This window comes from Ruegeria sp. C2 (assembly GCF_056537765.1).
This window is the reverse complement of sequence record NZ_JBQFRZ010000001.1, coordinates 1,430,115-1,453,759: the sequence shown is the minus strand read 5'-3', so window position 1 is coordinate 1,453,759 and position 23,645 is coordinate 1,430,115. Positions and strand designations below refer to the sequence as shown.

At 59.3% G+C, this 23,645-nt stretch carries 21 protein-coding genes; 12 read left to right on the top strand and 9 right to left on the bottom strand.

The features are described 5' to 3' along the window. The first annotated feature begins 25 nt into the window (after positions 1–25). Positions 26–211, top strand: coding sequence for a hypothetical protein (locus ACR0IV_RS07380; protein WP_480469282.1), 186 nt, complete (start codon positions 26–28; stop codon positions 209–211). On the opposite strand, the gene ACR0IV_RS07375 is transcribed toward ACR0IV_RS07380, so the two are convergent. Next, the gene (locus ACR0IV_RS07375; protein WP_480733680.1) at positions 212–1,012 is read right to left on the bottom strand and encodes an alpha/beta fold hydrolase; all 801 of its coding nucleotides are present in this window, start codon (positions 1,010–1,012) and stop codon (positions 212–214) included. Between the two features lie 47 nt (positions 1,013–1,059). On the opposite strand from ACR0IV_RS07375, the gene ACR0IV_RS07370 reads away from it, so the two are divergent. After that, positions 1,060–1,434 carry a hypothetical protein gene (locus ACR0IV_RS07370; protein WP_480657198.1) on the top strand — a complete coding sequence of 125 codons (375 nt, stop codon included), beginning with the start codon at positions 1,060–1,062 and terminating at the stop codon, positions 1,432–1,434. Between the two features lie 69 nt (positions 1,435–1,503). Here ACR0IV_RS07370 and glyA read toward each other — a convergent pair whose 3' ends face one another. Then, on the bottom strand, positions 1,504–2,799 hold the full coding sequence (gene glyA / locus ACR0IV_RS07365; protein ID WP_480469285.1) for a serine hydroxymethyltransferase: 1,296 nt from the start codon (positions 2,797–2,799) through the stop codon (positions 1,504–1,506). 168 nt (positions 2,800–2,967) lie between these two features. On the opposite strand from glyA, the gene ACR0IV_RS07360 reads away from it, so the two are divergent. Continuing rightward, positions 2,968–3,729, top strand: a complete 762-nt coding sequence (locus tag ACR0IV_RS07360) for an NAD kinase (RefSeq protein WP_480469286.1) — start codon at positions 2,968–2,970, stop codon at positions 3,727–3,729. A 261-nt stretch (positions 3,730–3,990) separates the two neighbouring features. Here the strand turns inward: ACR0IV_RS07360 and ACR0IV_RS07355 are convergent, their stop codons facing one another. The 3 genes from ACR0IV_RS07355 to ACR0IV_RS07345 form a co-directional block, all read right to left on the bottom strand. Continuing rightward, positions 3,991–5,430 (bottom strand): amidase family protein, encoded by a 1,440-nt coding sequence (locus tag ACR0IV_RS07355; RefSeq protein WP_480657199.1) that lies wholly within the window; start codon positions 5,428–5,430, stop codon positions 3,991–3,993. 178 nt (positions 5,431–5,608) lie between these two features. Then, entirely contained in the window at positions 5,609–7,498 is a 1,890-nt protein-coding gene (gene prpE / locus ACR0IV_RS07350; RefSeq protein WP_480657200.1) for a propionate-CoA ligase PrpE, read from the bottom strand. 285 nt (positions 7,499–7,783) lie between these two features. Then, complete coding sequence (locus ACR0IV_RS07345; RefSeq protein ID WP_480657201.1) at positions 7,784–10,057, bottom strand: NADP-dependent malic enzyme; 2,274 nt, start codon at positions 10,055–10,057, stop codon at positions 7,784–7,786. Between the two features lie 176 nt (positions 10,058–10,233). Between ACR0IV_RS07345 and ACR0IV_RS07340 the strand changes: the two genes are divergently transcribed. The 7 genes from ACR0IV_RS07340 to upp all read left to right on the top strand — a co-directional run bounded on the left by ACR0IV_RS07340 (position 10,234) and on the right by upp (position 16,618). Then, positions 10,234–10,932 (top strand): hypothetical protein, encoded by a 699-nt coding sequence (locus ACR0IV_RS07340; protein ID WP_480657202.1) that lies wholly within the window; start codon positions 10,234–10,236, stop codon positions 10,930–10,932. Beyond that, entirely contained in the window at positions 10,901–11,998 is a 1,098-nt protein-coding gene (locus ACR0IV_RS07335) for a cupin domain-containing protein (RefSeq protein ID WP_480657203.1), read from the top strand. The genes ACR0IV_RS07340 and ACR0IV_RS07335 overlap by 32 nt, the downstream gene beginning before the upstream one ends. A gap of 75 nt (positions 11,999–12,073) precedes the next feature. Beyond that, complete coding sequence (locus ACR0IV_RS07330; protein ID WP_480657204.1) at positions 12,074–12,490, top strand: cytidine deaminase; 417 nt, start codon at positions 12,074–12,076, stop codon at positions 12,488–12,490. Continuing rightward, on the top strand, positions 12,491–13,798 hold the full coding sequence (locus ACR0IV_RS07325; RefSeq protein ID WP_480657205.1) for a thymidine phosphorylase: 1,308 nt from the start codon (positions 12,491–12,493) through the stop codon (positions 13,796–13,798). After that, a complete protein-coding gene (locus ACR0IV_RS07320) occupies positions 13,795–15,006 on the top strand; it encodes a phosphopentomutase (RefSeq protein WP_480657206.1) in 1,212 nt (403 codons plus the stop codon). Before ACR0IV_RS07325 ends, ACR0IV_RS07320 begins: the two co-directional genes overlap by 4 nt. Continuing rightward, positions 15,003–15,989, top strand: a complete 987-nt coding sequence (locus ACR0IV_RS07315; protein ID WP_480657207.1) for an adenosine deaminase — start codon at positions 15,003–15,005, stop codon at positions 15,987–15,989. Before ACR0IV_RS07320 ends, ACR0IV_RS07315 begins: the two co-directional genes overlap by 4 nt. Next, on the top strand, positions 15,986–16,618 hold the full coding sequence (gene upp, locus ACR0IV_RS07310) for a uracil phosphoribosyltransferase (protein WP_480469296.1): 633 nt from the start codon (positions 15,986–15,988) through the stop codon (positions 16,616–16,618). The genes ACR0IV_RS07315 and upp overlap by 4 nt, the downstream gene beginning before the upstream one ends. A gap of 3 nt (positions 16,619–16,621) precedes the next feature. Here upp and ACR0IV_RS07305 read toward each other — a convergent pair whose 3' ends face one another. Then, positions 16,622–17,635, bottom strand: coding sequence for a hypothetical protein (locus ACR0IV_RS07305; RefSeq protein ID WP_480469297.1), 1,014 nt, complete (start codon positions 17,633–17,635; stop codon positions 16,622–16,624). A 142-nt stretch (positions 17,636–17,777) separates the two neighbouring features. Between ACR0IV_RS07305 and ACR0IV_RS07300 the strand changes: the two genes are divergently transcribed. Together ACR0IV_RS07300 and ACR0IV_RS07295 are read left to right on the top strand one after the other, a co-directional pair. After that, complete coding sequence (locus tag ACR0IV_RS07300) at positions 17,778–18,710, top strand: DMT family transporter (RefSeq protein ID WP_480657208.1); 933 nt, start codon at positions 17,778–17,780, stop codon at positions 18,708–18,710. A 286-nt stretch (positions 18,711–18,996) separates the two neighbouring features. Further along, entirely contained in the window at positions 18,997–19,692 is a 696-nt protein-coding gene (locus ACR0IV_RS07295; RefSeq protein WP_480657209.1) for a Hint domain-containing protein, read from the top strand. Between the two features lie 58 nt (positions 19,693–19,750). Here ACR0IV_RS07295 and ACR0IV_RS07290 read toward each other — a convergent pair whose 3' ends face one another. Genes ACR0IV_RS07290 through ACR0IV_RS07280 form a run of 3 tightly spaced genes read right to left on the bottom strand, consistent with a single transcriptional unit; the run spans position 19,751 to position 23,644 of the window. Continuing rightward, complete coding sequence (locus tag ACR0IV_RS07290) at positions 19,751–21,952, bottom strand: 3-hydroxyacyl-CoA dehydrogenase NAD-binding domain-containing protein (RefSeq protein ID WP_480657210.1); 2,202 nt, start codon at positions 21,950–21,952, stop codon at positions 19,751–19,753. Then, positions 21,945–22,433, bottom strand: a complete 489-nt coding sequence (locus ACR0IV_RS07285) for a cupin domain-containing protein (protein WP_480657211.1) — start codon at positions 22,431–22,433, stop codon at positions 21,945–21,947. Before ACR0IV_RS07285 ends, ACR0IV_RS07290 begins: the two co-directional genes overlap by 8 nt. Then, positions 22,433–23,644 carry an acetyl-CoA C-acetyltransferase gene (locus tag ACR0IV_RS07280; protein WP_480469302.1) on the bottom strand — a complete coding sequence of 404 codons (1,212 nt, stop codon included), beginning with the start codon at positions 23,642–23,644 and terminating at the stop codon, positions 22,433–22,435. Before ACR0IV_RS07280 ends, ACR0IV_RS07285 begins: the two co-directional genes overlap by 1 nt. Between the last annotated feature and the right edge of the window lies 1 nt (position 23,645).

Sequence of the window (23,645 nt, the reverse complement as noted above, 5' to 3'; positions counted from 1 at the left end):
ATATTCACAAACAGGACGACAGGCCATGCTACGCCTTGCAACCATGCTCTATTCTCTGATTGCCACTGCCCTTGCAGGCAGCGCCGTCATCGCCGTATTGGCGGCTGGAATGGTGACGGCGATGGCCATTATCTCTGCCGCAGTAGCGGGGGCGGTTGTGGCTGCGCCCGTGTCGTGGCTGGTGGCCAAGCGTCTTTACACGGGCGGTTGATCAGGCGTTCAGGAAGGTTCTGACGGCGGCTTCGAATTCGCGGGGTTTCTCGGCGTGCAGCCAGTGACCTGCGCCGGGAATTTTTGCGAACCGGGCAGCAGGGAACAGGGCGCGAATCCGGTCCCGGTGTTCGGGCAACACATAATCCGAGGCTGCGCCGGACAGGAACAGGGCAGGGCCGTTCCAGCTGCCTGATATCTCAGGAAAGCTCATGATCTTGGGCATTTCGCCGGCGAGAACGTCCAGGTTCAGCCGCCAGCGTCCGCCTTCGACATCCAAAGATTGCGTAAAGAAGCTCTGCAGGGACTTTTCCACGCCGAGATCGGCCAGCTGTGCTTCGGCGTCCGAGCGGCGTTGAACGCGGGACATGTCGACTGCTCGCATTGCCTCGATGAACTGGATTTGGCTGTGGCCGTATGTTACGGGCGCGATGTCCGCAACGACCAGCTTGCGCACCAGTTCACCATGTTCCAGGGCGAGCATCATCGAGGCCTTCCCGCCCATGGAATGCCCGACAATGTCGGCGGTGCCTCCGACGCTGTCGATCACCTCGGCCAGATCCTGCGCCAGTTGAGGATAGCCATGTTGGGCGTCCCAAAAGCTGTAGGCATGATTGCGCATGTCCACCGCAATCACCTGCCGTTCGTCCGAGAGTCGCCGCGCAATTACCCCCCAGTTGCGCGCCGAGCCATATAGGCCATGCGCAATCAGCAGGGGCGGGTGATCGGTCGGGTCGCCAAGGATGATCGTATTCAGCATGCCCCTGTGATACGCGTCGCCGGGCAGAACAACCAGCCCCATTGTCGCCCGCGTGGCACAAGGTTAAATTGCCCCGTCAGGAGGCGCAGATGACGCAGGAAACCGATATCCAGACCCAGATCGCGCAGACCATTCGTTTGCTGCGCAAAAAGCTTGGGGTGAAGGACAAGACCCTGATTGCCTCGGTTCGGCGGGCGAAGCGTCGTTTGCCGCGCAAGGTCTACAAGCAGGCGATGGTGCTGGCCCGCGCCGAACAGATGGCTGAACACCCGAAGCTCAGGATGGTTTTGGATATGCCAAAGCTCGAGAAAGCATCGGATGACGTGCAGACCCATCTGAACGCGATCAATCTGGCGGATCGGCGCTGGGGCTGGTTTCTGAGTTTTCTGGGCTCGCTGGCACTGGGCCTGATCGCGCTGGCGGCGCTGACGATTGTCGTAATGCGCTGGCGCGGGTACATCTGAACCGGTTCCAAGCCAAAGAAAAACGGCGCCCACTGAGGCGCCGTTTTCTGTTTCAGAATCTGAGTGGGATCAGAGGTTCGGATAGATCGGGAAGCGCGCGCACAGTTCGGCGACTTCTGCCTTCACTTTGGCCTCGACAGCGGCGTTGCCGTCTTCACCGTTAGCGGCCAGACCGTCCACAACCTCGATGATCCAGTCCGCGATCTGGCGGAATTCCGTCTCACCAAAGCCGCGCGTGGTTCCGGCGGGCGAACCCAGACGGATGCCGCTGGTGATGGTCGGCTTTTCGGGGTCAAACGGAACGCCGTTCTTGTTGCAGGTGATATGCGCGCGACCCAGGGCTTTCTCGGTCGCATTGCCCTTGACGCCTTTGGGGCGCAGGTCGACCAGAACGACATGAGTGTCGGTGCCGTGGGTCACCGTATCCAGACCACCTTTGATCAGTTGATCCGACAATGCCTGCGAGTTGACGACAACCTGTTTGATGTAGTCTTTGAAGGCAGGCTGCAGCGCCTCGCCAAAAGCCACGGCCTTGGCCGCGATCACGTGCATCAGCGGGCCACCCTGAATGCCGGGGAAGATCGCCGAGTTCACTTTCTTGGCGATATCCTCATCGTTGGTCAGGATCATGCCGCCGCGCGGGCCGCGCAGGGTCTTGTGCGTTGTGGTGGTTGCCACATGTGCGTGCGGGAAGGGCGAGGGGTGCTCGCCTGCGGCAACCAGACCGGCAAAATGCGCCATGTCCACGTGCAGATACGCGCCGACCATATCCGCAATCTCACGCATGCGGGCAAAGTCGATCTGGCGCGGGATGGCCGAACCACCGGCGATGATCAGTTTGGGCTGATGCTCTTTCGCCAGCGCCTCAACTTGATCATAGTCCAGCATGTTGTCTTGCTGGCGCACACCATATTGCACGGCGTTGAACCACTTGCCCGACTGGTTCGGACGTGCACCGTGGGTCAGGTGACCGCCTGCGTCCAGTGACATGCCCAGAATGGTGTCGCCGGGTTTGATCAGCGCCTGAAACACGCCCTGGTTCGCTTGCGAACCCGAGTTTGGCTGCACGTTGGCGAACTCACAACCAAACAGCTGCTTGGCGCGGTCGATGGCCAGGTTCTCGGCGATATCGACGAACTGGCAGCCGCCATAGTAGCGGCGGCCCGGATACCCTTCGGCATATTTGTTGGTCATCACCGAGCCCTGCGCCTCCATCACGGCGGCAGAGACGATGTTCTCGGACGCGATCAGCTCGATCTCGTCGCGCTGACGGCCCAGTTCGGATGTGATTGAGCCAAACAGCTCGGGGTCACGATCCGCAAGGGACTGGGTAAAGAAACCGGTATCACGAAGGTTGGCGTTCATAATGGCTCCACAGGGCTGGGGTTTATATGGCGGATTTCCTATCGGAAACCGAACGGTCGAGAAAGGTTGTAAAGCGACGAATTGGCCCGCTATGGCGTCAACTCTGGCGTAACGCGGAAAGGTATGTTTGTTTCGGAACCAAATGTGCAGCACTGGAAACCGCAAACCATGACCAAAAGAATCGCCTTCCTGGCCAGCGACGCCAAAGTGGCGCAAACCGCCCGCGACGCTTTGGTGGCTCGGTATGGCAACGCGGCGCCCAGAGATGCAGATGTGGTCGTGGCGCTGGGCGGCGACGGGTTCATGCTGCATACACTGAATGGGATTCAGCACCTCGACACACCGGTTTACGGAATGAATCGCGGCACCATCGGATTCTTGATGAATGAATATGCCGAAACCGACCTGATGGCGCGCCTCGCCGAGGCCGAAGAAGAGGTGATCAATCCACTCAGCATGACCGCGATGGATCAGTCCGGTAAGCAACATGAGGCGCTCGCCATTAACGAGGTCTCTCTGCTGCGCGCCGGCCCGCAGGCAGCCCGCCTGAAGATCAGTGTCGATGGACGGGTGCGCATGGCCGAGCTGGTCTGTGACGGGGCGCTTTTGTCCACACCTGCCGGGTCCACAGCCTATAACTACTCGGCCCATGGACCGATTGTTCCGATTGGCGCGGATGTATTGGCGCTGACGCCGATCGCTGCATTTCGTCCTCGTCGCTGGCGCGGGGCACTTCTGCCAAAAATGGCACGGGTCAGATTCGAAGTGATCGAGGCTGACAAGCGCCCGGTCATTGTTGCGGCTGATTCGATAGCTTTTCCTGATATTGACTGGGTCGAGATCAGTTCCGAACCCAGTGTGCAGCACCGTATCCTGTTCGACCCGGGGCACGGTCTGGAAGAGCGATTGATCTCGGAGCAGTTCACGTAATCGTGATCGGAATTCCCGATTTCCTCTCTGTTGTGTGAACCAGTTCACATGCGAGGGGCAGATCCTTTGTTAATTTTAATTTACTCGGAGATCACGCCAAGGTGGAAGTGAGTGGCCACCTAACGGTGTTTTCGAATGATTGCGCGTTTTATGCGCTGGCGAGGGTGGGTGGTGCTACGCTCGTCATCAGATCTCCGGGCATATTTTAGTATGCGGACCCCGGGCACAAAACCCCGGGGTCTATTTACTTCGAGAACTCCCTCAGACCTGCGTCACCATCCTGTCCCACAGAATCGGAGCCATTTGTCCAACACACTCTTCGATGGCAGCAGCGGCGTCGACGGCCATATCCTCGCGCCAACGTTGCGCGGTGACTTGTACGTTGATCGGCTGCGGTCCGTTTGGCAGCTCTGCCAGCCGCGCAGGCACGCTTGCGGCAGGCAGGCCAAGGAAGTTCATCGCATAGGAATAAACTGCGCAGCCCAACACCTCATGCACTCCTTCTGCTCCTTCGGTGTCCCGGTCGGGTTTGAAGAAGGGCTGCGGCAGGAACGGGGACAGTATCAGCGGATAATCCTGCATGAACAGCGACCATTCACGCGCGTAATGGGTGCGTTGCGCCAGCGCATGTATCAGCTCGGTTCCGACAATCGGCGGAAATTCCTGAAAATAGACCTCAAAAATCTCACGAATGGTCTCTGAGCCTGCAGCCTCTATGTCACCCTTCATCAGGGTCAGCACTTCGCCCATCAGGGCGCGATAACCCAAACGCCCGCATTCGAACACATCGGGCGGATCGACCTCAGTCACTGCATAGCCCGCATCGCTCAGGGCCTCCCGTGCGGTGTCCAGCGCCTTTGCCACCTCGGGATGCAGGTCGTAGCCAAATGTGTTCTTGGTATAGGCAACCTTTATTGGCTCTTCGAGCCGCGCCCCGTGCCAGGGCATCGGCACGTGGAAGGGATCGCGAGGATCCGCTGCGATCAGAGAAGGCATCGACAAATGCAGATCTGCCGCCGATCGTGTGATCACCCCCTGCACCGACATGGACTGAGCAAGCAATCCACGTTCCACTTTCTGGCTCGGATTCCACGCAGGCACACGTCCGAGGCCGGGTTTGACGGTAACGGCACCATTGGCGGCGGCGGGGAATCGCAGACTGCCACCGATGTCATTGCCATGTCCCAGCGCCCCAATCCCGGCCATAACAGCAGCCCCGGCGCCGCCTGATGAGCCGCCCGGCGAGATATGGCTTCCCCAAGGATTATGCGTCCGCCCATAAAGAGGGTTGTCCGTGTCGGCGCGAAAGGAAAACTCGGGTGTATTGGTCCGTCCAATCACGACGGCTCCGGCGTTTTGAAGGTTCGAGACCACAGGCGCGTCATCAGGGGCGATTACGTCCTTCAGGGCAGTAACCCCGTTGTTGGTAGAGTGCCCCTTCTGATCGACATTGACCTTGATGGTAACCGGAACACCATGCAAAGGCCCAACCGGAGCGCCGCCATCTCGCGCCTGATCAAGCGCGCGCGAGCGCTCCAAGGCTTCCGTACCAAGGTCCTCCACTACCGCATTCAGCGCGGGATTTACCTGATGCATCCGCGCCAAGGCGTCCTGAATAACCTCTTCCGCGCTCAGATCGCCTGTTCGCGTCAGCGCAGTCAGTTCGGTTGCACCAAGGCGCCAGATGTTGCCATTTGCCATGCTCGTCCTCCTCGCTTCAACCTGAGGCGAGGAACAACTAATGACAAGACCCGCTCCTGTAAAATGGATCCGCCCTTCATCTGGCCCCAAATATCTCGGAGCGCGAGGCAGAGCCTCGCACTGGCGCGTCAGCGCAAACAGGGCGCGCCGTAAGGCGCACCTTTGGTTTGCTGACTATTTACGGCGCGTAGCCAATGGTCCGCAGGGCCGAGGTGATTTCGTCCAGGATAGCCGGATCATCGATCGTGGCCGGCATCTTGTAGTCCTTGCCATCCGCGATCGACACCATCGTCCCACGCAAGATCTTGCCGGAACGTGTCTTGGGCAGACGATCCACCACCACCGCTTTCTTGAACGCTGCGACGGGGCCAATCTTGTCACGGACCATCTTGACCACATCGGCCACCACGTCATCGTGGTTCCGGTCCGAACCTGCGTTGAGGCACAGGAACCCAACCGGCATTTGCCCTTTCAACTGGTCTGAAACCCCGATCACGGCGCATTCAGCAACATCGGGATGAGCAGCCAGAACCTCTTCCATGCCACCCGTTGACAGACGATGGCCCGCGACGTTGATCACGTCATCGGTCCGGGCCATGATGTAGAGGTATCCATCCTCATCAATCATCCCTGCATCGCCGGTTTCATAATAACCTGGAAAATGCTCCAGATAGGATTTCTTGAACCGCGCCTCCGCGTTCCACAGCGTCGGCAACGTACCCGGAGGCAGGGGCAGTTTGACAGCGATTGCGCCCAACTCACCGGGTTTCATCGGATGGCCGCCTTCGTCCAGAATTTGGACGTCATAGCCCGGCATCGGTTTCGCGGGCGAGCCGAGCTTGACCGGCAATTCCTCGATCCCCAGCGGGTTTCCGGCAATGGCCCAACCGGTCTCGGTCTGCCACCAGTGATCGATAACCGGAACCTTCAATGCATCCTGTGCCCAGATGATCGTGTCGGGATCGGCACGTTCGCCTGCAAGATATAGGGCTTTCAGGCACGACAGATCGTATTGCGCCATCATCTCGGCCTTGGGATCCTCGCGCTTGACGGCGCGGATCGCGGTGGGTGCGGTGAAGAAGCTTTTGACCTTATGTTCGGAAATCACGCGCCAGAACGTGCCGGCGTCGGGTGTGCCGACGGGTTTGCCTTCGAACACGATGGTGGTGTTTCCGTGGATCAGCGGGGCGTAGCAGATATAGGAATGCCCAACGACCCAGCCCACATCCGAGGCCGCCCAAAAAACATCACCGGGGTCGACATTATAGATGTTCTTCATCGTCCAGTTCAGCGCAACCAGATGGCCCGCTGTCGGACGCACCACGCCTTTGGGGGCTCCGGTCGTGCCAGAGGTGTAGAGGATATAGGCCGGATCGTTGCCGCTGACGGGTACACATTCTGCAGGCTCGGTTCCGTATTGGAACCCGTGCCAGTTCACATCGCGCCCCTCGATCAGCTGCGCAACCTCCTGTTCGCGCTGGAAGATCACGCAGAATTCGGGCTTGTGGCTGGCAAGATCGATGGCGCCGTCCAGCAGGGGTTTATAGTGCACAACGCGACCCGGCTCCATCCCGCAGGAGGCTGCGATGATCGCTTTGGGTTTCGCGTCGTCGATGCGCACCGCCAGTTCGTTGCTGGCAAAACCGCCAAACACAACCGAATGCACCGCACCCAGACGGGCGCATGCCAGCATCGCCTCCAGCGCTTCGGGGATCATCGGCATATAGATGATGACCCGGTCACCTTTCTCAACACCCTTTGCCCGCAATGCACCGGCGAGGTTGGCGACACGGTTACGCAGCTCGACATATGAGATTTCGCGTTTGGTGTGGGTGATCGGGCTGTCATAAATGATGGCTGTCTGTTCGCCCCGGCCATTCTCGACATGCCGGTCTACCGCGTTCCAACAGGTGTTCACCTTGGCGTCGCTGAACCATTCGTACAAAGGCGCATTGTCGTCAAACAGGGCCTTGCTGGGGGCCTGAACCCAGTCGATCCCTTTTGCGGCTTCCATCCAGAAAGCGTCGGGGTCGGTTTTCCAACTCTCGTAAACGTCTTTGTACGCCATGATGGCCTCCTCCAAAACTCCTTGCGCTTTGTGTAAGGGGTACGACGCAAAGGCGACAAGCGATGCGAACAACGGCGCGTCAGTTTATCGCAAAATCTTTGCAGAATCTTTCTGTTTTGGCTGCAAACTTTTGCAAATACACTGGCGGAAGGGTTGTTTGCAGCATCCGATGCAGCTTTTTGCAAAGCTGCAAATTTATGAGTGCAAAAACCATCGCGCCTACAGAATCGCACCGAGCGCCTGTATGGGCGCCCGGGGTTATCTTGGAGTTATGCCGATGCTGCTCTACCCATAATGGGCCACTGGCGTTCCCGCAATCGCAGCCATGTTCAGCAATCCGCGGGCGGTGATCGACGGGGTCACGATATGCGCTTTATTTCCCATTCCCATCAGGATCGGCCCAACCTCAAGCCCGTCCGCTTTCATCTTCAGGATATTGCGCACGCCGCTCGCCGCATCCGCATGGGCAAAGATCAAAACGTTTGCCGCTCCTTCCAATCGCGAGCTGGGGAATATCCGCGAACGCAATTCAGGGTCCAGCGCCACATCCAGGTTCATTTCGCCTTCATAGGTGAAATCGCGCGGTTCGGAATCGAGGATTTCCAGTGCTGCCCGCAGTCGCTTGCCCGAGCCTTCGGCCTGATTGCCGAATTGCGATTGCGAACAGAAGGCGATCTTTGGTTCCAGTCCAAAACGCCGGACGTGACGCGCTGCGCCCAATGTTGTTTCGGCCAATTCTTCAGGAGTTGGTAGTTGCCGAACATGCGTATCCGCGATGAACAGAGGACCGTCTTCGAGGATCATCAGCGACAGCGCCCCGTGTGGGCGCAAGTCCCCTTCATCCAGGACCTGTTGGACATAATTCAGATGCCAACGATACTCGCCGAATGTGCCGCAGATCATGCTGTCAGCTTCTCCGCGATGTACCATGATTGCCGCGATGGCTGTGTTGTTGGTGCGCATGATGGCCTTGGCCAGATCGGGCGTCACGCCCCGTCGCTGCATGATCTGATGGTATGAATTCCAATAGTCGTAGTATCTCGGGTCATCCTGCGGGTTCACAATCTGGAAATCCTGGCCAGGACGCACGGTCAAACCCAATCGCTCGCAGCGCGCGTTGATCACATCCGGACGACCGATCAGGATGGGGGTTTCGGTGGTCTCCTCAAGAATAGCCTGGGCTGCACGCAGCACGCGCTCATCCTCGCCCTCGGCAAAGACGATCCGGCGCGAGGCGGCGGCAGCAGCTTCAAACACCGGACGCATCAACAGAGCCGATTTGAAGACGGTCTGATTCAGACGCTCTTTATAAGTCTCAAGGTCGTCGATGGGGCGTTTGGCTACACCGCTCTCCATCGCCGCCTTTGCGACAGATGAAGACACAACGCCCACCAGCCGCGGGTCAAAAGGCTTTGGAATCAGATAATCTGGTCCGAAAGTCAGTTGTTCGCCCTTGTAGGCCGCAGCGGCTTCGGCACTGGTGGTCGCCCGCGCCATTTCAGCGATGCCGTCGACACAGGCGATCTGCATGGCGTCGTTGATCTCGGTCGCGCCAACATCCAACGCGCCACGGAAGATGAACGGAAAACACAGGACGTTGTTCACTTGGTTCGGGAAGTCGCTGCGGCCCGTCGCGATGATCGCATCGGGTGCGACCTCTCGCGCGGCTTGCGGCAGGATTTCGGGCGTTGGGTTGGCCAGCGCAAAGATGATCGGCGTCTTCGCCATCTTCTCGACCATCTCGGGTTTGAGCACATTCGGCCCGCTGAGCCCAAGAAACAGGTCGGCCCCTCCGATCACATCATCCAGTGTACGCAGATCGGTTTTCTGCGCGAACTGGTCCTTATGCGGGTTCATATCCTCGGTGCGGCCTTCATAGACCAGCCCATGAATGTCACACAGCCAGATATTCTCGCGCTTTACACCCAGCTTGACCAGCATGCTGAGGCAGGCAATCCCGGCAGCACCACCCCCGGTCGAGACTATCTTGATATCCTCGAACCTCTTGCCTGCGACATGCAAGGCGTTCTTCGCCGCAGCGCCGACAACGATGGCGGTGCCGTGTTGATCGTCGTGGAAAACGGGGATGTTCATCCGTTCGCGGCAGAGTTTTTCGACGATGAAGCAATCGGGGGCCTTGATGTCTTCAAGGTTGATGGCACCGAAGGTGGGCTCGAGCGCGCAGACGATATCGGCCAGTTTCTCGGGGTCGGGTTGGTCCACTTCGATGTCGAAGCAATCGATCCCGGCGAACTTTTTGAACAGAACCGCCTTGCCTTCCATCACCGGTTTCGAAGCCAGCGCGCCGATATTGCCCAATCCCAGAACCGCTGTGCCATTGGACACCACAGCGACGAGGTTGCCGCGCGCGGTGTACTTCTCGGCATTTGCCGCATCGTCCTTAATTTCAAGGCTGGCCTCAGCCACACCCGGCGAGTAGGCGCGCGCAAGATCGCGGCCATTCGCCATAGGTTTGGTGGCTTTGATCTCAAGCTTTCCGGGCTTTGGATGGGCGTGATAGTCAAGGGCGGCCTGCCGCAGGCTGGGTGTGTCAGACATCGGCGATTTAACTCCGTTCCAGAATTTGTTTGACCGTTAAACTATTTTTTCGGGCTTGGCTACGTTGCGTCACTTCCACACCTCACAGAGACGTTTATTGTACTTTGTCACAAATCCTTTACATACGGCCAATTCGCCAGAATATTACTAGTTTCGCAGGCGGCAGGGCTTCGAGCATGAGCTACAAAGACGATCACCGCAGCGTGCCGGTTGGCACTCACACCTATTCCACGTCTGGCACAGGCTGGTTTCCACTTGGCTTGGCGCTGTCTGTGGCTGCCGTGTTCCTGTGTGCAATCGCGATCTGGCCACAGCAGGCCGCCACTTTCAACCAGGAAGGCGGTCTGATTGAGACTCTTTCGGCAGCGGCCTTGTTCATAGCGGGGTTGGTGGCGTTGATCAGGTATCGCGGACTGACGCGGATGTATATCGGGTTCGTCTGTCTGCTTTTGGCGGAACGAGAGCTTGAGGCCGATATCTATTCCGAAAGCAGCCTGCCTTTCATGGTGCTCAGCAGTTTTGATACGTTACTGGATCTGACCGCAGTGCGGGTCGCGCTGGCGTTGGTGGTCATAGGCGGAGCCGTATGGCATGGCATCCCCAACGCCTGGAGGGCGATCAAGCTCCGCGCTCCGTTCATGCTGGTGTTTTTGGGGGCCGGAAGCGTGGCCGTGATCGCGCAGCTTCTGGAGGAAGTAAGTGGTTTTTTCGAGGCCAGCCTTTCGGTCACGATGGCCGCGCGGTTGTTTGCTCTCGAAGAAACGCTCGAGATGTACTTTTCGGTTGGCATTTTGGCCGCTGTTCTGATCGGATGGCCAAAATCGAAGACTGAAGAGACAACAAATGACCTCCACCGAAAGCCAGACGCGCGCTGAAATTCGCCTACCGACCCAGGAATTACGGAACGATATCCCGTTTTACACCAAAGTTCTTGGGATGCGGATGGATATGATCTATCCGGCCGATGACCCACGGATCGCGGTTTTTTCGGGTCATGGGCTGCGGCTGCGGGTTGAAAAGGACGCGCCAGAGGCCGCAGGTACTCTGCGCATTCTCACAGACGACCCGGACGGCTTTGCCGATGGTCAGCGCAGTCTTATCGCTCCGAATGGCACGCGGGTTGAGATTGAGGAATTGAACCCTCCGATGGTGATGCCCGACACGGTACACTCCTTCGTGGTGCGCAGGCTGAAGGATCAGGCACCCTGGATCATCGGACGCGCCGGGATGCACTACCGCGATCTGGTGCCGGATCGGTTGGGCGGGTCGATCATCGCCAGCCATATCCGCATTCCCGATGGCGGCCCGGTGCCGGATATGGTGCATTTCCATAAGGTCGGATTTCAGCTGATCTTCTGCATCCATGGCTGGGTCGATGTGGTTTACGAGGATCAGGGCGACAAGATGCGTCTGACCGCCGGAGATTGCTTTATCCAGCCGCCGGAAATTCGCCACCGGGTGCTTGAGGCGTCTGACAATGTTCAGGTGATCGAGATCGGCGTGCCCGCCGAACACGTGACCGAAATCGACCATCAGATGGAGCTTCCGACGTCGCAGTATCGCCCAGATCGAGAATGGCAAGGACAGCGTTTCGTCTACAATCAGGCCAAAGACGCCGAATGGGGTCCCTTCCGCCTGCAGGGCTATATTTGTCGCGACACGACAATTGCCGAGAACACCAAGGGGGTGGCCGGTGTGCAGGTCGTACGCCTGGGACAGGGCACGCCGGAATGGGCCAGCCATGATACGGATATTCACTTTACCTTCGTCATGAATGGCGAGGTCACGTTGGAGGGCGAGGGGCGCGAACCCTATCGGTTGGAACAGGGTGATGCTTTCGTGATCCCGCCCGGTATGCGCACTCGCCTGGCCGAACCTTCCGACGATGTCGAACTGCTCGAGGTCACGTTGCCCGGAACGTTCAATACCACGATTGGCTAGAAGGCTGTGGAAATCAGCGCTTGAAGGGCTTCAAATTCTGCTACGCTTTCCGTTAGAGTGGGGTTTTCTGACCAGATGATCAAAAATCGGGAATCGCCCATGTCTCTGAAAGATGCCGCGCTCGCCGTTCGGGAAAACGCCCATGCGCCTTATTCCAATTTCAAGGTTGGGGCCGCGATCCGGTCAGGCTCGGGTACGGTATATTCTGGATGTAATGTCGAGAACGTAGCTTATCCCGAAGGCACTTGCGCCGAGGCCGGGGCAATCGCGGCAATGGTGGCCGCCGGCGAGAAAGAACTGACCGAAGTCTATGTGGTCGCCAGCAGCCCGCAGCCTGTGCCGCCTTGCGGCGGGTGCCGCCAGAAGCTGGCCGAGTTCGGAAAAGGAGACGTCGTGGTCACGATGGCGACGGTTGACGGTCTGGAAACCAGTACGACAATTGCCGACCTGTTGCCGGGCGCTTTTGACGCATCGCATATGGAAGACGGCTGAATGGACGCGCGTTCGATCATCGCCAAGCTGCGCCGTCATGAGGTGCCTACAGGCGAAGAGTTGCGGTGGTTCGCGCAGGGTCTGGCCGATGGTGGCGTCAGCGACGCGCAGGCCGGGGCCTTTGCCATGGCCGTCTGCATGGGCGGGCTAGGCGCGCAGGGTCGGGCCGATCTGACCATTGCCATGCGCGATAGCGGCGAAGTGCTGCGTTGGGATCTGGACGGTCCGGTGATCGACAAGCATTCAACCGGTGGGGTGGGGGATTGTGTCAGCCTCGTGCTGGCCCCGGCGCTGGCGGAATGTGGGGCCTATGTGCCGATGATCTCGGGGCGAGGTTTGGGTCATACCGGCGGCACGTTGGACAAGCTTGAGGCTATTCCCGGTGTGGCCACACAAATCGGACAGGGCCGTCTGGCACAGGTCCTGAAAGAAACCGGTGCCGCGATTGTTGGCGCGACAGGACAGATCGCGCCCGCGGACAAAAGGCTCTATGCAATACGCGATGTGACAGCAACGGTGGAAAGCCTTGATCTGATCACGGCGTCAATCCTGTCCAAGAAACTGGCGGCCAGCCCGGACGCGCTGGTGCTGGACGTCAAGGTGGGCAGCGGGGCGTTCATGAAAACGCTGGATGATGCGCGCAAGCTGGCAAAGGCGCTAACCGAGACGGCAAATGCGGCGGGGTGTAAAACCTCGGCTGTGATCACCGACATGAACCAACCGCTGGCCCCGGCGCTGGGCAACGCGCTGGAAGTGGCTGAGGTGATGAAGGTTATGACCAGCGGACAAGACTCGCCCCTGGCCCATATCTCTGCTGAATTGGGCGGCGTTTTGATGGCCGATGCGGGAATGTGCGCGTCGGCTGAAGAGGGCACGGCGCAGGTCACCAAAGTGATCCGCGATGGTCGTGCTGCCGAACGGTTTGGCCGCATGATGGCTGCCATGGGCGGGCCGGTGCATTTCGTCGACACTTGGGCGCGCTTCCTGCCCGAGGCCAATGTGATTCAGGAAGTGCCCGCGCCGCGCGATGGCTATGTCTCGGCCATTGATGGTGAGGCGCTGGGACTTGCTGTTGTTGCGTTGGGCGGCGGGCGTCAGGTCGAAAGTGATGAGATTGATCCGGCGGTCGGGTTGTCGGGCATCTTGCGGCTGGGCGAGAAGGTCCAGAAAGGCGCACCATTGGCCGTGGTCCACGCGGCGCGCGAAGACGCGGCGCGGCAGGCGTCTGAGGCGGTGTTGAACGCAATGACGCTCAGCGATGCACCCGCCGACCAACCACCCCATGTGCACGAGAGGATCAGCGCATGAGCCGCGCTTTCCTTGTGGTCATGGACTCGGTTGGGATCGGTGGGGCGCCGGATGCCGATCAGTTCTTCAACGGCACCGCGCCGGATACTGGCGCGAACACCTTGGCCCATATCGCGCAGGCGTGTGCGGAAGGGCGCGCTGAAGATGGACGCTCAGGCCCTTTACACCTGCCCAATCTTGATGCGCTGGGGCTGGGCGCGGCAGTGCGGCTGGCCTCGGGTGATGACGCGCCGGGGTTGGAAGCCGCGCCAACAGGGCTTTGGGGCTGCGCGCGCGAATTTTCCCCGGGGAAGGATACGCCCTCGGGCCATTGGGAACTGGCGGGATTGCCCGTCCCGTGGGACTGGCACTATTTCCCGGATACCAAACCTGCGTTTCCCGTCGATCTTAGCCGCGCTGCTGCCGATGCCGCAGGCACCGAAGGTATCCTCGGCGATTGCCATGCCTCCGGCACAGCCATCATCGCCGATCTTGGGGCCAAGCATATGAGTACAGGCTGGCCGATCTGCTATACCTCTGCTGACAGCGTGTTCCAGATTGCCGCGCATGAGGAGAGCTTTGGCCTCGACCGGTTGCTGGACATGTGCCGCACCCTTGCACCGCAGTTGCATGAGATGAAGGTGGGCCGCGTGATCGCGCGGCCTTTCGTTGGAACGGTTGAGGACGGTTTCACCCGCACCACCAATCGCAAGGACTTTGCCATCCTCCCGCCCGCACCGGTGCTGACGAACTGGGTGCAGGACGCAGGCCGTCGTGTTCATGCGGTGGGCAAGATCGGCGATATCTTCTCGATGCAAGGGATCGATACGCTGCGCAAAGGCTCGGACGCCGAACTGATGGGCCACCTGTCCGATCTGGTCGACGAGGCCGAAGAGGGCAGCCTGACATTCGCCAATTTCGTCGAGTTCGACAGCCTCTATGGTCATCGCCGGGATATCAGTGGCTATGCCCGCGCGCTGGAATGGTTCGACCGCGAAATCGGATTGATCCTGCAAAAGCTGCGCCCCGGTGACCTGATGCTGCTGACTGCCGATCACGGTAATGATCCCAGTTGGACAGGCACTGATCACACACGCGAACAGGTTCCGGTACTGGTGGCCGGGCAGGGCGCGGGCGAGATTGGGCAGATCAATTTCGCCGATGTCGCTGCCAGCGTCGCGCACCATCTGGACATCCCGGCACAAGGGCCGGGGCGGAGTTTTCTATGACCGTTGCCGACTTGCCCAAGATCGAACTGCACCTGCATCACGAAGGCGCGGCTCCACCCGCGTTCATCCGCCAGTTGGCGCATGAAAAGCGCATCGATCTGAGCGGTATTTTCAAAACCGACGGAACCTATGATTTCCGTGACTTTACTCATTTCCTCAGCGTCTACGAGGCCGCCTGCGAAGTGCTGAAATCGCCTGAAGATTTTCGCCGCTTGACGCTGGCGATCCTCGAAGAAAGCGCTGCGAATGGTGTAGTCTATTCCGAGACCTTCCTTAGCCCGGACTTCTGCGGTGGTGGCGATCTGCACGCGTGGAGAGATTATCTGACCGCCATTCAGGATGCAGCGGACGAAGCCGAACGTAAATTCAACATCACCCTGCGTGGGGTTGTTACCTGCGTTCGCCATTTTGGCCCCGAACAAGCCAAGCACAGCGCCTTTTGTGCGGCAGAGACAGCAGGCGACTGGATCACCGGCTTTGGCATGGGCGGTAATGAAGGCGTTCATACGCAGGGCGATTTCGCGTGGGCTTTTGATTGCGCCCGCGAGGCAGGATTGCGGCTGACCACCCATGCAGGAGAATTTGGCGGACCGGAAAGCGTGCGCGATGCCATTCGTGATCTGGGGGTCGAACGGGTCGGACACGGCGTGCGCGCGATCGAGGACCCGGACCTGATCCGCGAACTCGTTGACAGAAACGTGACGCTTGAGGTTTGCCCGGGCTCGAACGTGATGCTGGGTCTGTTTCCCGATTTCGCCGCCCACCCGATTGCCAGATTGCGCGATGCGGGTGTGAAGGTCACGGTTTCAACTGATGATCCGCCGTTTTTCCACACCACAATGCGGCGCGAATATGAGATGCTGGCCGCAGCCTTTGGCTGGGATGCCGAAGATCTCACCGCGTTGAATCAGAATGCCCTGAATGCGGCCTTTTGCGATGAAGACACCCGTGCGCGGGTCAAGAAAAGATTGGAGAACTCATGAGCGAACATCTGACCGTCGTCGACCACCCGTTGGTGCAACATAAGCTGACGCTCATGCGGGACAAAGGCACCTCGACCGCAGTGTTCCGGCAGTTGCTACGCGAGATCACGCTACTGCTGGCCTATGAGGTTACGCGAGAGATGTCGCTGACCACTCGCCACATCGAAACCCCTATGGAGGAGATGGATGCCCCCATTCTGGCGGGCAAGAAACTGGCTCTGGTCTCGATCCTGCGGGCCGGGAACGGCATGCTGGACGGGGTGCTGGAACTCATCCCTTCGGCTCGTGTGGGCTTTGTCGGACTCTATCGGGATGAAGAGACGTTGAAGCCGGTGCAGTATTACTTCAAAGCACCAGAAGGGCTGAAGGATCGTTTGGTGATTGCGGTTGATCCGATGTTGGCCACGGGCAACAGCTCGGCTGCAGCGATCGATCTGCTGAAAGAGCAGGGCGCCACGGATATCCGCTTCCTCTGCCTGCTGGCCGCTCCCGAAGGCGTGGCGCGTATGAAAGAGGCGCATCCCGATGTGAAAATCGTTACGGCTGCGCTGGATCGCGAGTTGAACTCGAAGGGCTATATCATGCCCGGGCTGGGTGATGCCGGCGACCGGATGTTTGGCACCAAATAGGCGCTATTGTCCGCAAATATTCTGCAGCCGAACCCAATCGCGGTCCGGCAGTACCTGTTCAAGTGTCCGCCCTGCCATCGGGTCGGCTTCGATCAGGCTCAGAACCGTTTCTCCGGTAATATCATGCGCGTAAGCGTATGGGGTTGAGGGCAGGGCGGCTTGCGCGAAGACTGCCAGCAGCGCATCGTCGGTGATCACAGGGCGCGGTTCTGACAGCACTTCCTCGGTGTAGGTATCTATGATCTCGGGCGTCAGCCCGCCTGTGGTTAGCAACCGGAATGCCGCGGCGGGGCCGGTTCGGTCCAACAACTCATCCAACGGATCCTGCTGCGCCGCGCGTGCCCGCGCTGCAATCACGTAGCCTGCTGCGACGGCGGGATCCTCGTGATCCTCGACCAATGCCCGGTTCAACAGGACTGTCCCACCCGGAAGGCTGAGGCTGTCCGACAAGCCTGCTGGCAGGATCACGATCTGTCGTACACCTGTTCGGCGGGCCAACTGATCCAGCGAGGCTTGCGCGTCCGGCGAGGCGCAGGCCTTGCCCGAGACGCGCTCGATCCGGTGCAGGATCGTATCGCCGATTTCCTGCCGCTTGATCTCGGGCACAACGGCGACCACATGGCGCTGTAGCGCACCGGGCAGCCAGAACAGCAGCAGTGCAGTAACCGCCAGCACCACGCCCGCCACACTGAGCCAGCGCAGCCGACCGGGATGTGGTCGGGCACGATCGATGGCGCGTTGCAGGCGATCGATGGCCTCGATCATGGTGGTCTCGGTCTCAGGTAGCTCCAGCGTTTCGCCCGGATCGCCATCGGGGTTGAAAATCGCCGGATAGGCACCGGGGTTTTGACGTTCCAATGCAGCCAGCGACCAGTGGGTCAGGGCCCGGTCATTGAAATCCGAAATGGTCAGAGTTGCCTCCCCAATGGACACAACAACCTCGCGCCGCTGCTCATCGGGCGTAGGGCGCCACAGACCGGTAGCTTCGATCCGCTGGTACTGTTTGAGTGCCGTCATCGGGTAATGCTGCTCGAGTAATATTTTCCTCTGAGTCTAGCATGTTGAAAACCAACGGCGCAAACCTGTTGCGCATGGTTCCGAAAATATGCTGACTGTGCCGGACCGGGCAGGCGAATTTGAGGCTAGGGTGGAGGCACGGGTGGAACAAGACAGATCCTCGGTACTGGCATCGCTTATGATGGTCTGCTCGATGATGATCATCGGGGTTATCGACAATTTTGTGATTCGTCTGGCAGAGACCATCGGGCTTTGGCAGTTTCACCTGAGCCGCGCCCTGTTGATGCTGCCTTTGATCGGTTGCCTGTCTCTGCTGGGGCTGGGCAGCCTCAGGCCACAGCGATACGGTATCGTGGCTCTGCGCAGCATTCTGATTACTGTGGCAATGCTGTTTTATTTTAGTGCGCTTGCTTTGATGCCGATTGCACAGGCGCTTGCGGGCTTGTTCACATCGCCGATCTTTGTGCTGCTCATTTCTGCTCTGGTCCTGAAGCAAAACATCGGCCCGTGGAGGATTACCGCAGTCCTGCTGGGCTTTGCAGGCATCCTTTGCGTGTTGCAACCTGATCCGAATGCCTTTGATTTCAAAACGCTGCTTCCGGTCGCAGGCGGGTTCTTCTATGCCCTGAGCGCGGTCGTGACGCGGACGCATTGTTCGAACGAAAGTACGGTTGCACTGCTGGCCGCGATGGTGGTGACACTTGGTCTGGCTGGCGGCGTGGGTTTGGTATGGCTGGCGCTGTTCCCGCTTGAGGCCGCGCCCGGCCCGGATGGCTTTGCGATGCGCGGTTGGGTCTGGCCAATATACGAAGCAGCCCCTTGGCTCGCGATACAAGCCGTCTGCTCGACGATCGCGGTGTTCATGCTGATCAAGGCCTATCAGTTGGGCGAGCCGTCATATGTCGCGGTATTCGAATACTCGGTCATGATCTTCGGCCCGCTGTTCGCGTGGGTGGCCTTTGGGCAGTCGGTCGGCCCCATGCAGATTCTGGGTATCGGTATGATTGCCACGACCGGAGTGTTACTGGGCTGGAGAGAGCGTCAGCTGCTGTTAAGGCAATCTCAGGCGAGCTGATCGGCAATCCGGATTCGGGTCTGGCTGTCTGCTTTCGTTTCCTCAAACTGCCTAAATCTACTTTCGTGCGTGGGTTTGTTTATGAAACCCCGGTGAAAAACGCCGAAATTAAGCCAAATTAGCCATAAATATGGCGAAACTAAGATGCTTTGAGGCACAAAGATCTCACCCTTCTGAATTTGTTTGAAGGTGCCAAAAGGGGGGAAGGCACGTGTTAGAAGTAGTGAGTGTTTCGGGGTATTCGAAACAAGAAGACAGAGGCCGAGAGGCCTTTTCGGGGAAAGCCGTGTCAGTACGTCGTGGGGGCCTGCTGCACGGAACCAAGGTGGCAACGACCAGTGGCTGGAAGCTGGTTGAAACGCTGGTTGCGGGTGATCTGGTGCGCACATTGGATCATGGCTTTCGCGAGCTCAGGCGCGTTTGCGTCGACCGCATCGTTGTCCCCGGCGATGAGAGACGGGCCGAGCATCTGCCAGTGCTCGTTCCGTCCCGCGCCGCCTATAACGGGCGGCCTGTCTGGCTGATGCCTGAACAGGGCATGGCGTTGGATCAGGGCAAGCTGGGGCTGGGGATTGAGGGCATCTCAATCGTGCCTGCACGTATGCTCAGCGGGGTGGGGCGGTTGCAGTCGCAAACACCGGCCCAGACCTTTGATGTAACGTCATTATTTTTCGATCAGGATGAGGTTGTCTTTATCGAAGGTGGTTTTCAGGCTTATTGCCCATCGGGACGCATGGTCGCCTCTGCGGGGATATCAAACGCCTATGAAGTCGCTGACGCCGAAGATGCCGAACTGCTGGTCGAAGCGGTTGCGACCAAGGGCGATATATCCGCCTTTGCAAACCCGTTGGGTGCGCTGCCTGCACCCATCCCGCAAGAACCAATATTCCCGATCCGGCCTCCCCTAGGGATACGCCGACCGGGGCGTCCGGGTCGGCCAAATGTGCCGCCCCTGTTTCTGCGGCCTGAATGGCAGACCTAACTTAACACTTCAAAAGAAAGATGCAGGCGCATGATTTCATGCGCCTGCATCACCTTGTTTAGGCGGCCTGAGCCTCGGGGTTGAAGCGGCCATAGAAGCTCTGACCTTTTTCCGCCATCTCGCGCAGCAGAGGCGGACAGGCGAAACGCTCGCCATAGGCCTCGGCCAGCTGATCGCAGCGTTCGGCGGCGTAAGGCGTGCCGATGATGTCCAGCCAGCTGAGCGGACCACCGGACCACGGCGCAAAGCCCCAACCCAGAATAGCGCCTACGTCGCCTTCGCGGATATCTTCCAGAACACCTTCTTCCAGCGCGCGGACCGCTTCCAGAACTTGCGCGAACATCAGACGTTCCTGCACTTCGATCAGGTCGGGCTGCGTCTCGGCCAAGGGGTACTTGTCTTGTAGGCCCTTCCAGTATTCGACGCGCTTGCCCTTGTCGTCATAGTCAAAGAAACCTGCGTTGGCCTTGCGGCCCAGACGGCCCTGTTCCTCCATCCAGAAGATCAGATCGTCTGACGGGCTTTCGGGATAGGCATTGCCCATTGCCGCCTTGGTCGCGCGTGCGATCTTGGCACCCAGATCGATCGAGGTCTCATCCGTCAACTGGATCGGCCCGACCGGGAAACCCAACTGGCGCGCGGCATTGTCGACCAGTACGGGGCTGACGCCCTCGGTGATCATGCGCGCGCCTTCGTTGATGTACGGGATGATGCAGCGGTTGGCGTAGAAGAAGCGTGCATCGTTGACCACGATCGGCGTCTTTCGAATCTGGCGCACATAGTCCAGAGCCTTAGCAACCGCACGATCACCGGTTTCCTTGCCCTTGATGATCTCGACCAGGAACATCTTTTCAACAGGTGAGAAGAAGTGGATGCCGATGAACTGCTCGGGCCGCACCGAGGCTTTCGCCAGATCGGTGATCGGCAGGGTCGAGGTGTTCGAGGCAAAGATGCAATCCTCGGGGATGATCGCCTCGACTTTCTTGGTCATTTCGGCCTTTACACCGGGATCCTCGAACACGGCTTCGATGATCAGGTCGCAGCCTTTCAGATGCTCCAGATCAGGGGTCGCTGTGATGCGGGCCAGCAGGGCCTCTTTCTTCTCAGCGGTGGCTTTGCCGCGTTTGATGCCCTTGTCCATGTAGCTTTCGCTATAGGCCTTGCCCTTGTCGGCAGCTTCCTGATCACGGTCGATTAGAACGACTTCCATACCAGCCTGTGCCGACACCAGAGCGATACCCGCACCCATCATACCTGCGCCCAAAACACCGATCTTCTTGACCCGCTGATCGGGCACATCCTTGGGCCGCACTGCGCCTTTCTCCAGCGCTTCCTTGTTCAGGAACAGTGACCGGATCATCGCAGATGAGGATGGGTTCATCAGCACATTGGTAAACCAGCGCGCCTCGATCTTCAGGGCGGTGTCGAAATCGACCAGCGCGCCTTCGTAGATCGAACTCAGCAGAGCTTTGGCTGCCGGGAATGCTCCTTGGGTTTTGCCGTTCACCATCGCGTTCGCACCAACGAAGGTCATGAAGCCAGCTGGGTGGTAGGGTGCGCCGCCGGGCATCTTGTAGCCCTTCGCGTCCCAAGGTTTGACCAGATCGGCATCCTTGGCGTTCAGAACCCATTCTTTCGCCGCCGCGACCGGATCATCCGCAACCGCGTCGATCAGTTGTGCGCCTTTGGCTTTTTTCGGGTCCATCATCTTGCCCTCCAGCAACACCGGAGCCGCCGCCATTGCGCCGACCATACGACTGAAACGCATGGTGCCGCCGCCGCCGGGGAAGATACCCAGCAGAATCTCGGGCAGGCCGATCTTGGCCTTTGGATTTGAAGTCATGACGCGGTGATGACAGGCCAGCGCGATTTCAGTCCCGATCCCGGCGCATGTGCCGTTGATCGCGCACGCGACCGGTTTGCCGCCTTTTTTCGACTTGGGGTCCATGCCCGCCAGCTCCAGCCGGCGGAGGATGTTGTGACCGCTCATGACGAAATCGAACAGAGCCTGCGCGGGTTCGTCACCAGCTTCCTGGCGGATCGTGGCCAGTGTGCTGAGGTCCATGCCGCCCGCAAACGAGCCTTCCTTGCCGCTGGTGATGACGATACCTTTGATCTCATCATCCGCCAGCGCCTGATCGATCAGTTCGCCGACCAGAGTGAACGCCTCGCGCGACAGCACGTTCATGGATTTGCCCGGAACATCCCAGGTGATGAAGGCGACGCCGTCTGCGTCTTTGCTCAGAGTGAAATCAGTCATTGTCATCTCCAATCTGGTCAGCCGTCAGCGGGCTGCCGTCTTTCCGGGTGAAGGAGAATCCGTTCTCATCATCCTTCACCATCATGTCTATGTCGCTGTAATAGCCGGTCTCGGTCGGGGTCCGTGTGCCTACCACCAGAAAGGTCGCGGGCGCATCGGTCTTGTTCACAAGGTGATGGCCATTGGCCTCACCCGCAGGCCATGCGGCGCAGTCACCGGGCAGCATCTCATGCTCACCATCGTCATCGATCAGCACGCATTTGCCGCTGAGCATAATGGCAAACTCGTCCTGCTCCATGTGGTAGTGGCGCAGCGAGGACAGAGCCTGCGGTTCCAACCGTACGATGTTGACGCCGAATTGGGTCAGCCCGCCGGCATCTCCGACGCCTTGGTTGAAACGGCCTCCAACCACTTCTGCCAGTTTTCCGGGATAGGACGAGCCCCCCCGGAACGGGATTTGCGAAAGGTCCAGCTTGGGCATCAGACGCGCTCGATGATCGTTGCTGCACCCATGCCGGACGCGATGCAGAGCGTAGCCAAACCGGTTTCCTTGTCCTGACGTTCCAGCTCATCCAGCAGGGTGCCGATGATCATCGCACCGGTTGCACCCAGCGGGTGGCCCATCGCGATGGAGCCGCCGTTCACGTTGACCAACGCAGGGTCCACATCGAACGCCTGCTGGAAACGCAGCACGACCGATGCGAAGGCTTCGTTCACTTCGAACAGGTCCAGATCGCTGATCTTCATGCCGTTGTCGGCAAGGATCTTCTCGGTCACCGGAACTGGGCCGGTTAGCATGATTGTCGGGTCGGTGCCGATCTTGGCGGTCGCCTTGATGCGGGCGCGCGGCTTGAGGCCGTATTTCTCACCGAATTCCTTGTTGCCGATCAGAACAGCGGCTGAGCCGTCCACGATGCCCGAGCTGTTGCCTGCGTGGTGGATGTGGTTGATCCGCTCCAGATGCGGGTATTTCAGCATCGCGACTTTGTCGAAGCCGGGCATCTGCTCACCCATCATCTGGAAAGATGGGTTCAACGCGCCGAGGCTCTGCATGTCGGTGCCGGGGCGCATGTATTCGTCACGGTCCAGAATGGTCAGGCCGTTCTGGTCCTTGATGGTGATCACCGACTTTTCAAACCGGTTATCTTCCCAAGCCGCAGCCGCGCGTTTCTGAGATTCAACGGCCAGCGCATCGGCGTCGTCGCGGCTGAAACCATACTCGGTGGCGATAATGTCAGCCGAGATGCCTTGTGGTACGAAGTAGGTATCCATTGCCAGCGTCGGATCTACGGCAATCGCGGCACCATCGCTGCCCATGGCCACGCGGCCCATCATTTCAACGCCGCCCGCGATATAGGCTTCGCCTGCGCCGCCTTTGACTTGGTTCGCGGCCAGGTTCACGGCTTCCATTCCGCTCGCGCAGAACCGGTTGATCGCCAGACCGGGGATCGATTGGTCGAGGTCAGAAGCCAAAACCGCCGAGCGTGCCAGACAGCCGCCTTGCTCCATCACCTGCGTGACGTTGCCCCAGATCACATCCTCAACGGCGTGACCTTCCAGGTTGTTGCGCTCTTTCATCGCGTTCAGGGTCAGGGCGGACAGGCGCACCGAGGTTACCTCGTGCAGGCTGCCATCCTTGCGGCCCTTGCCGCGCGGAGTGCGCAGGGCGTCATAGATATAGGCTTCGGTCATG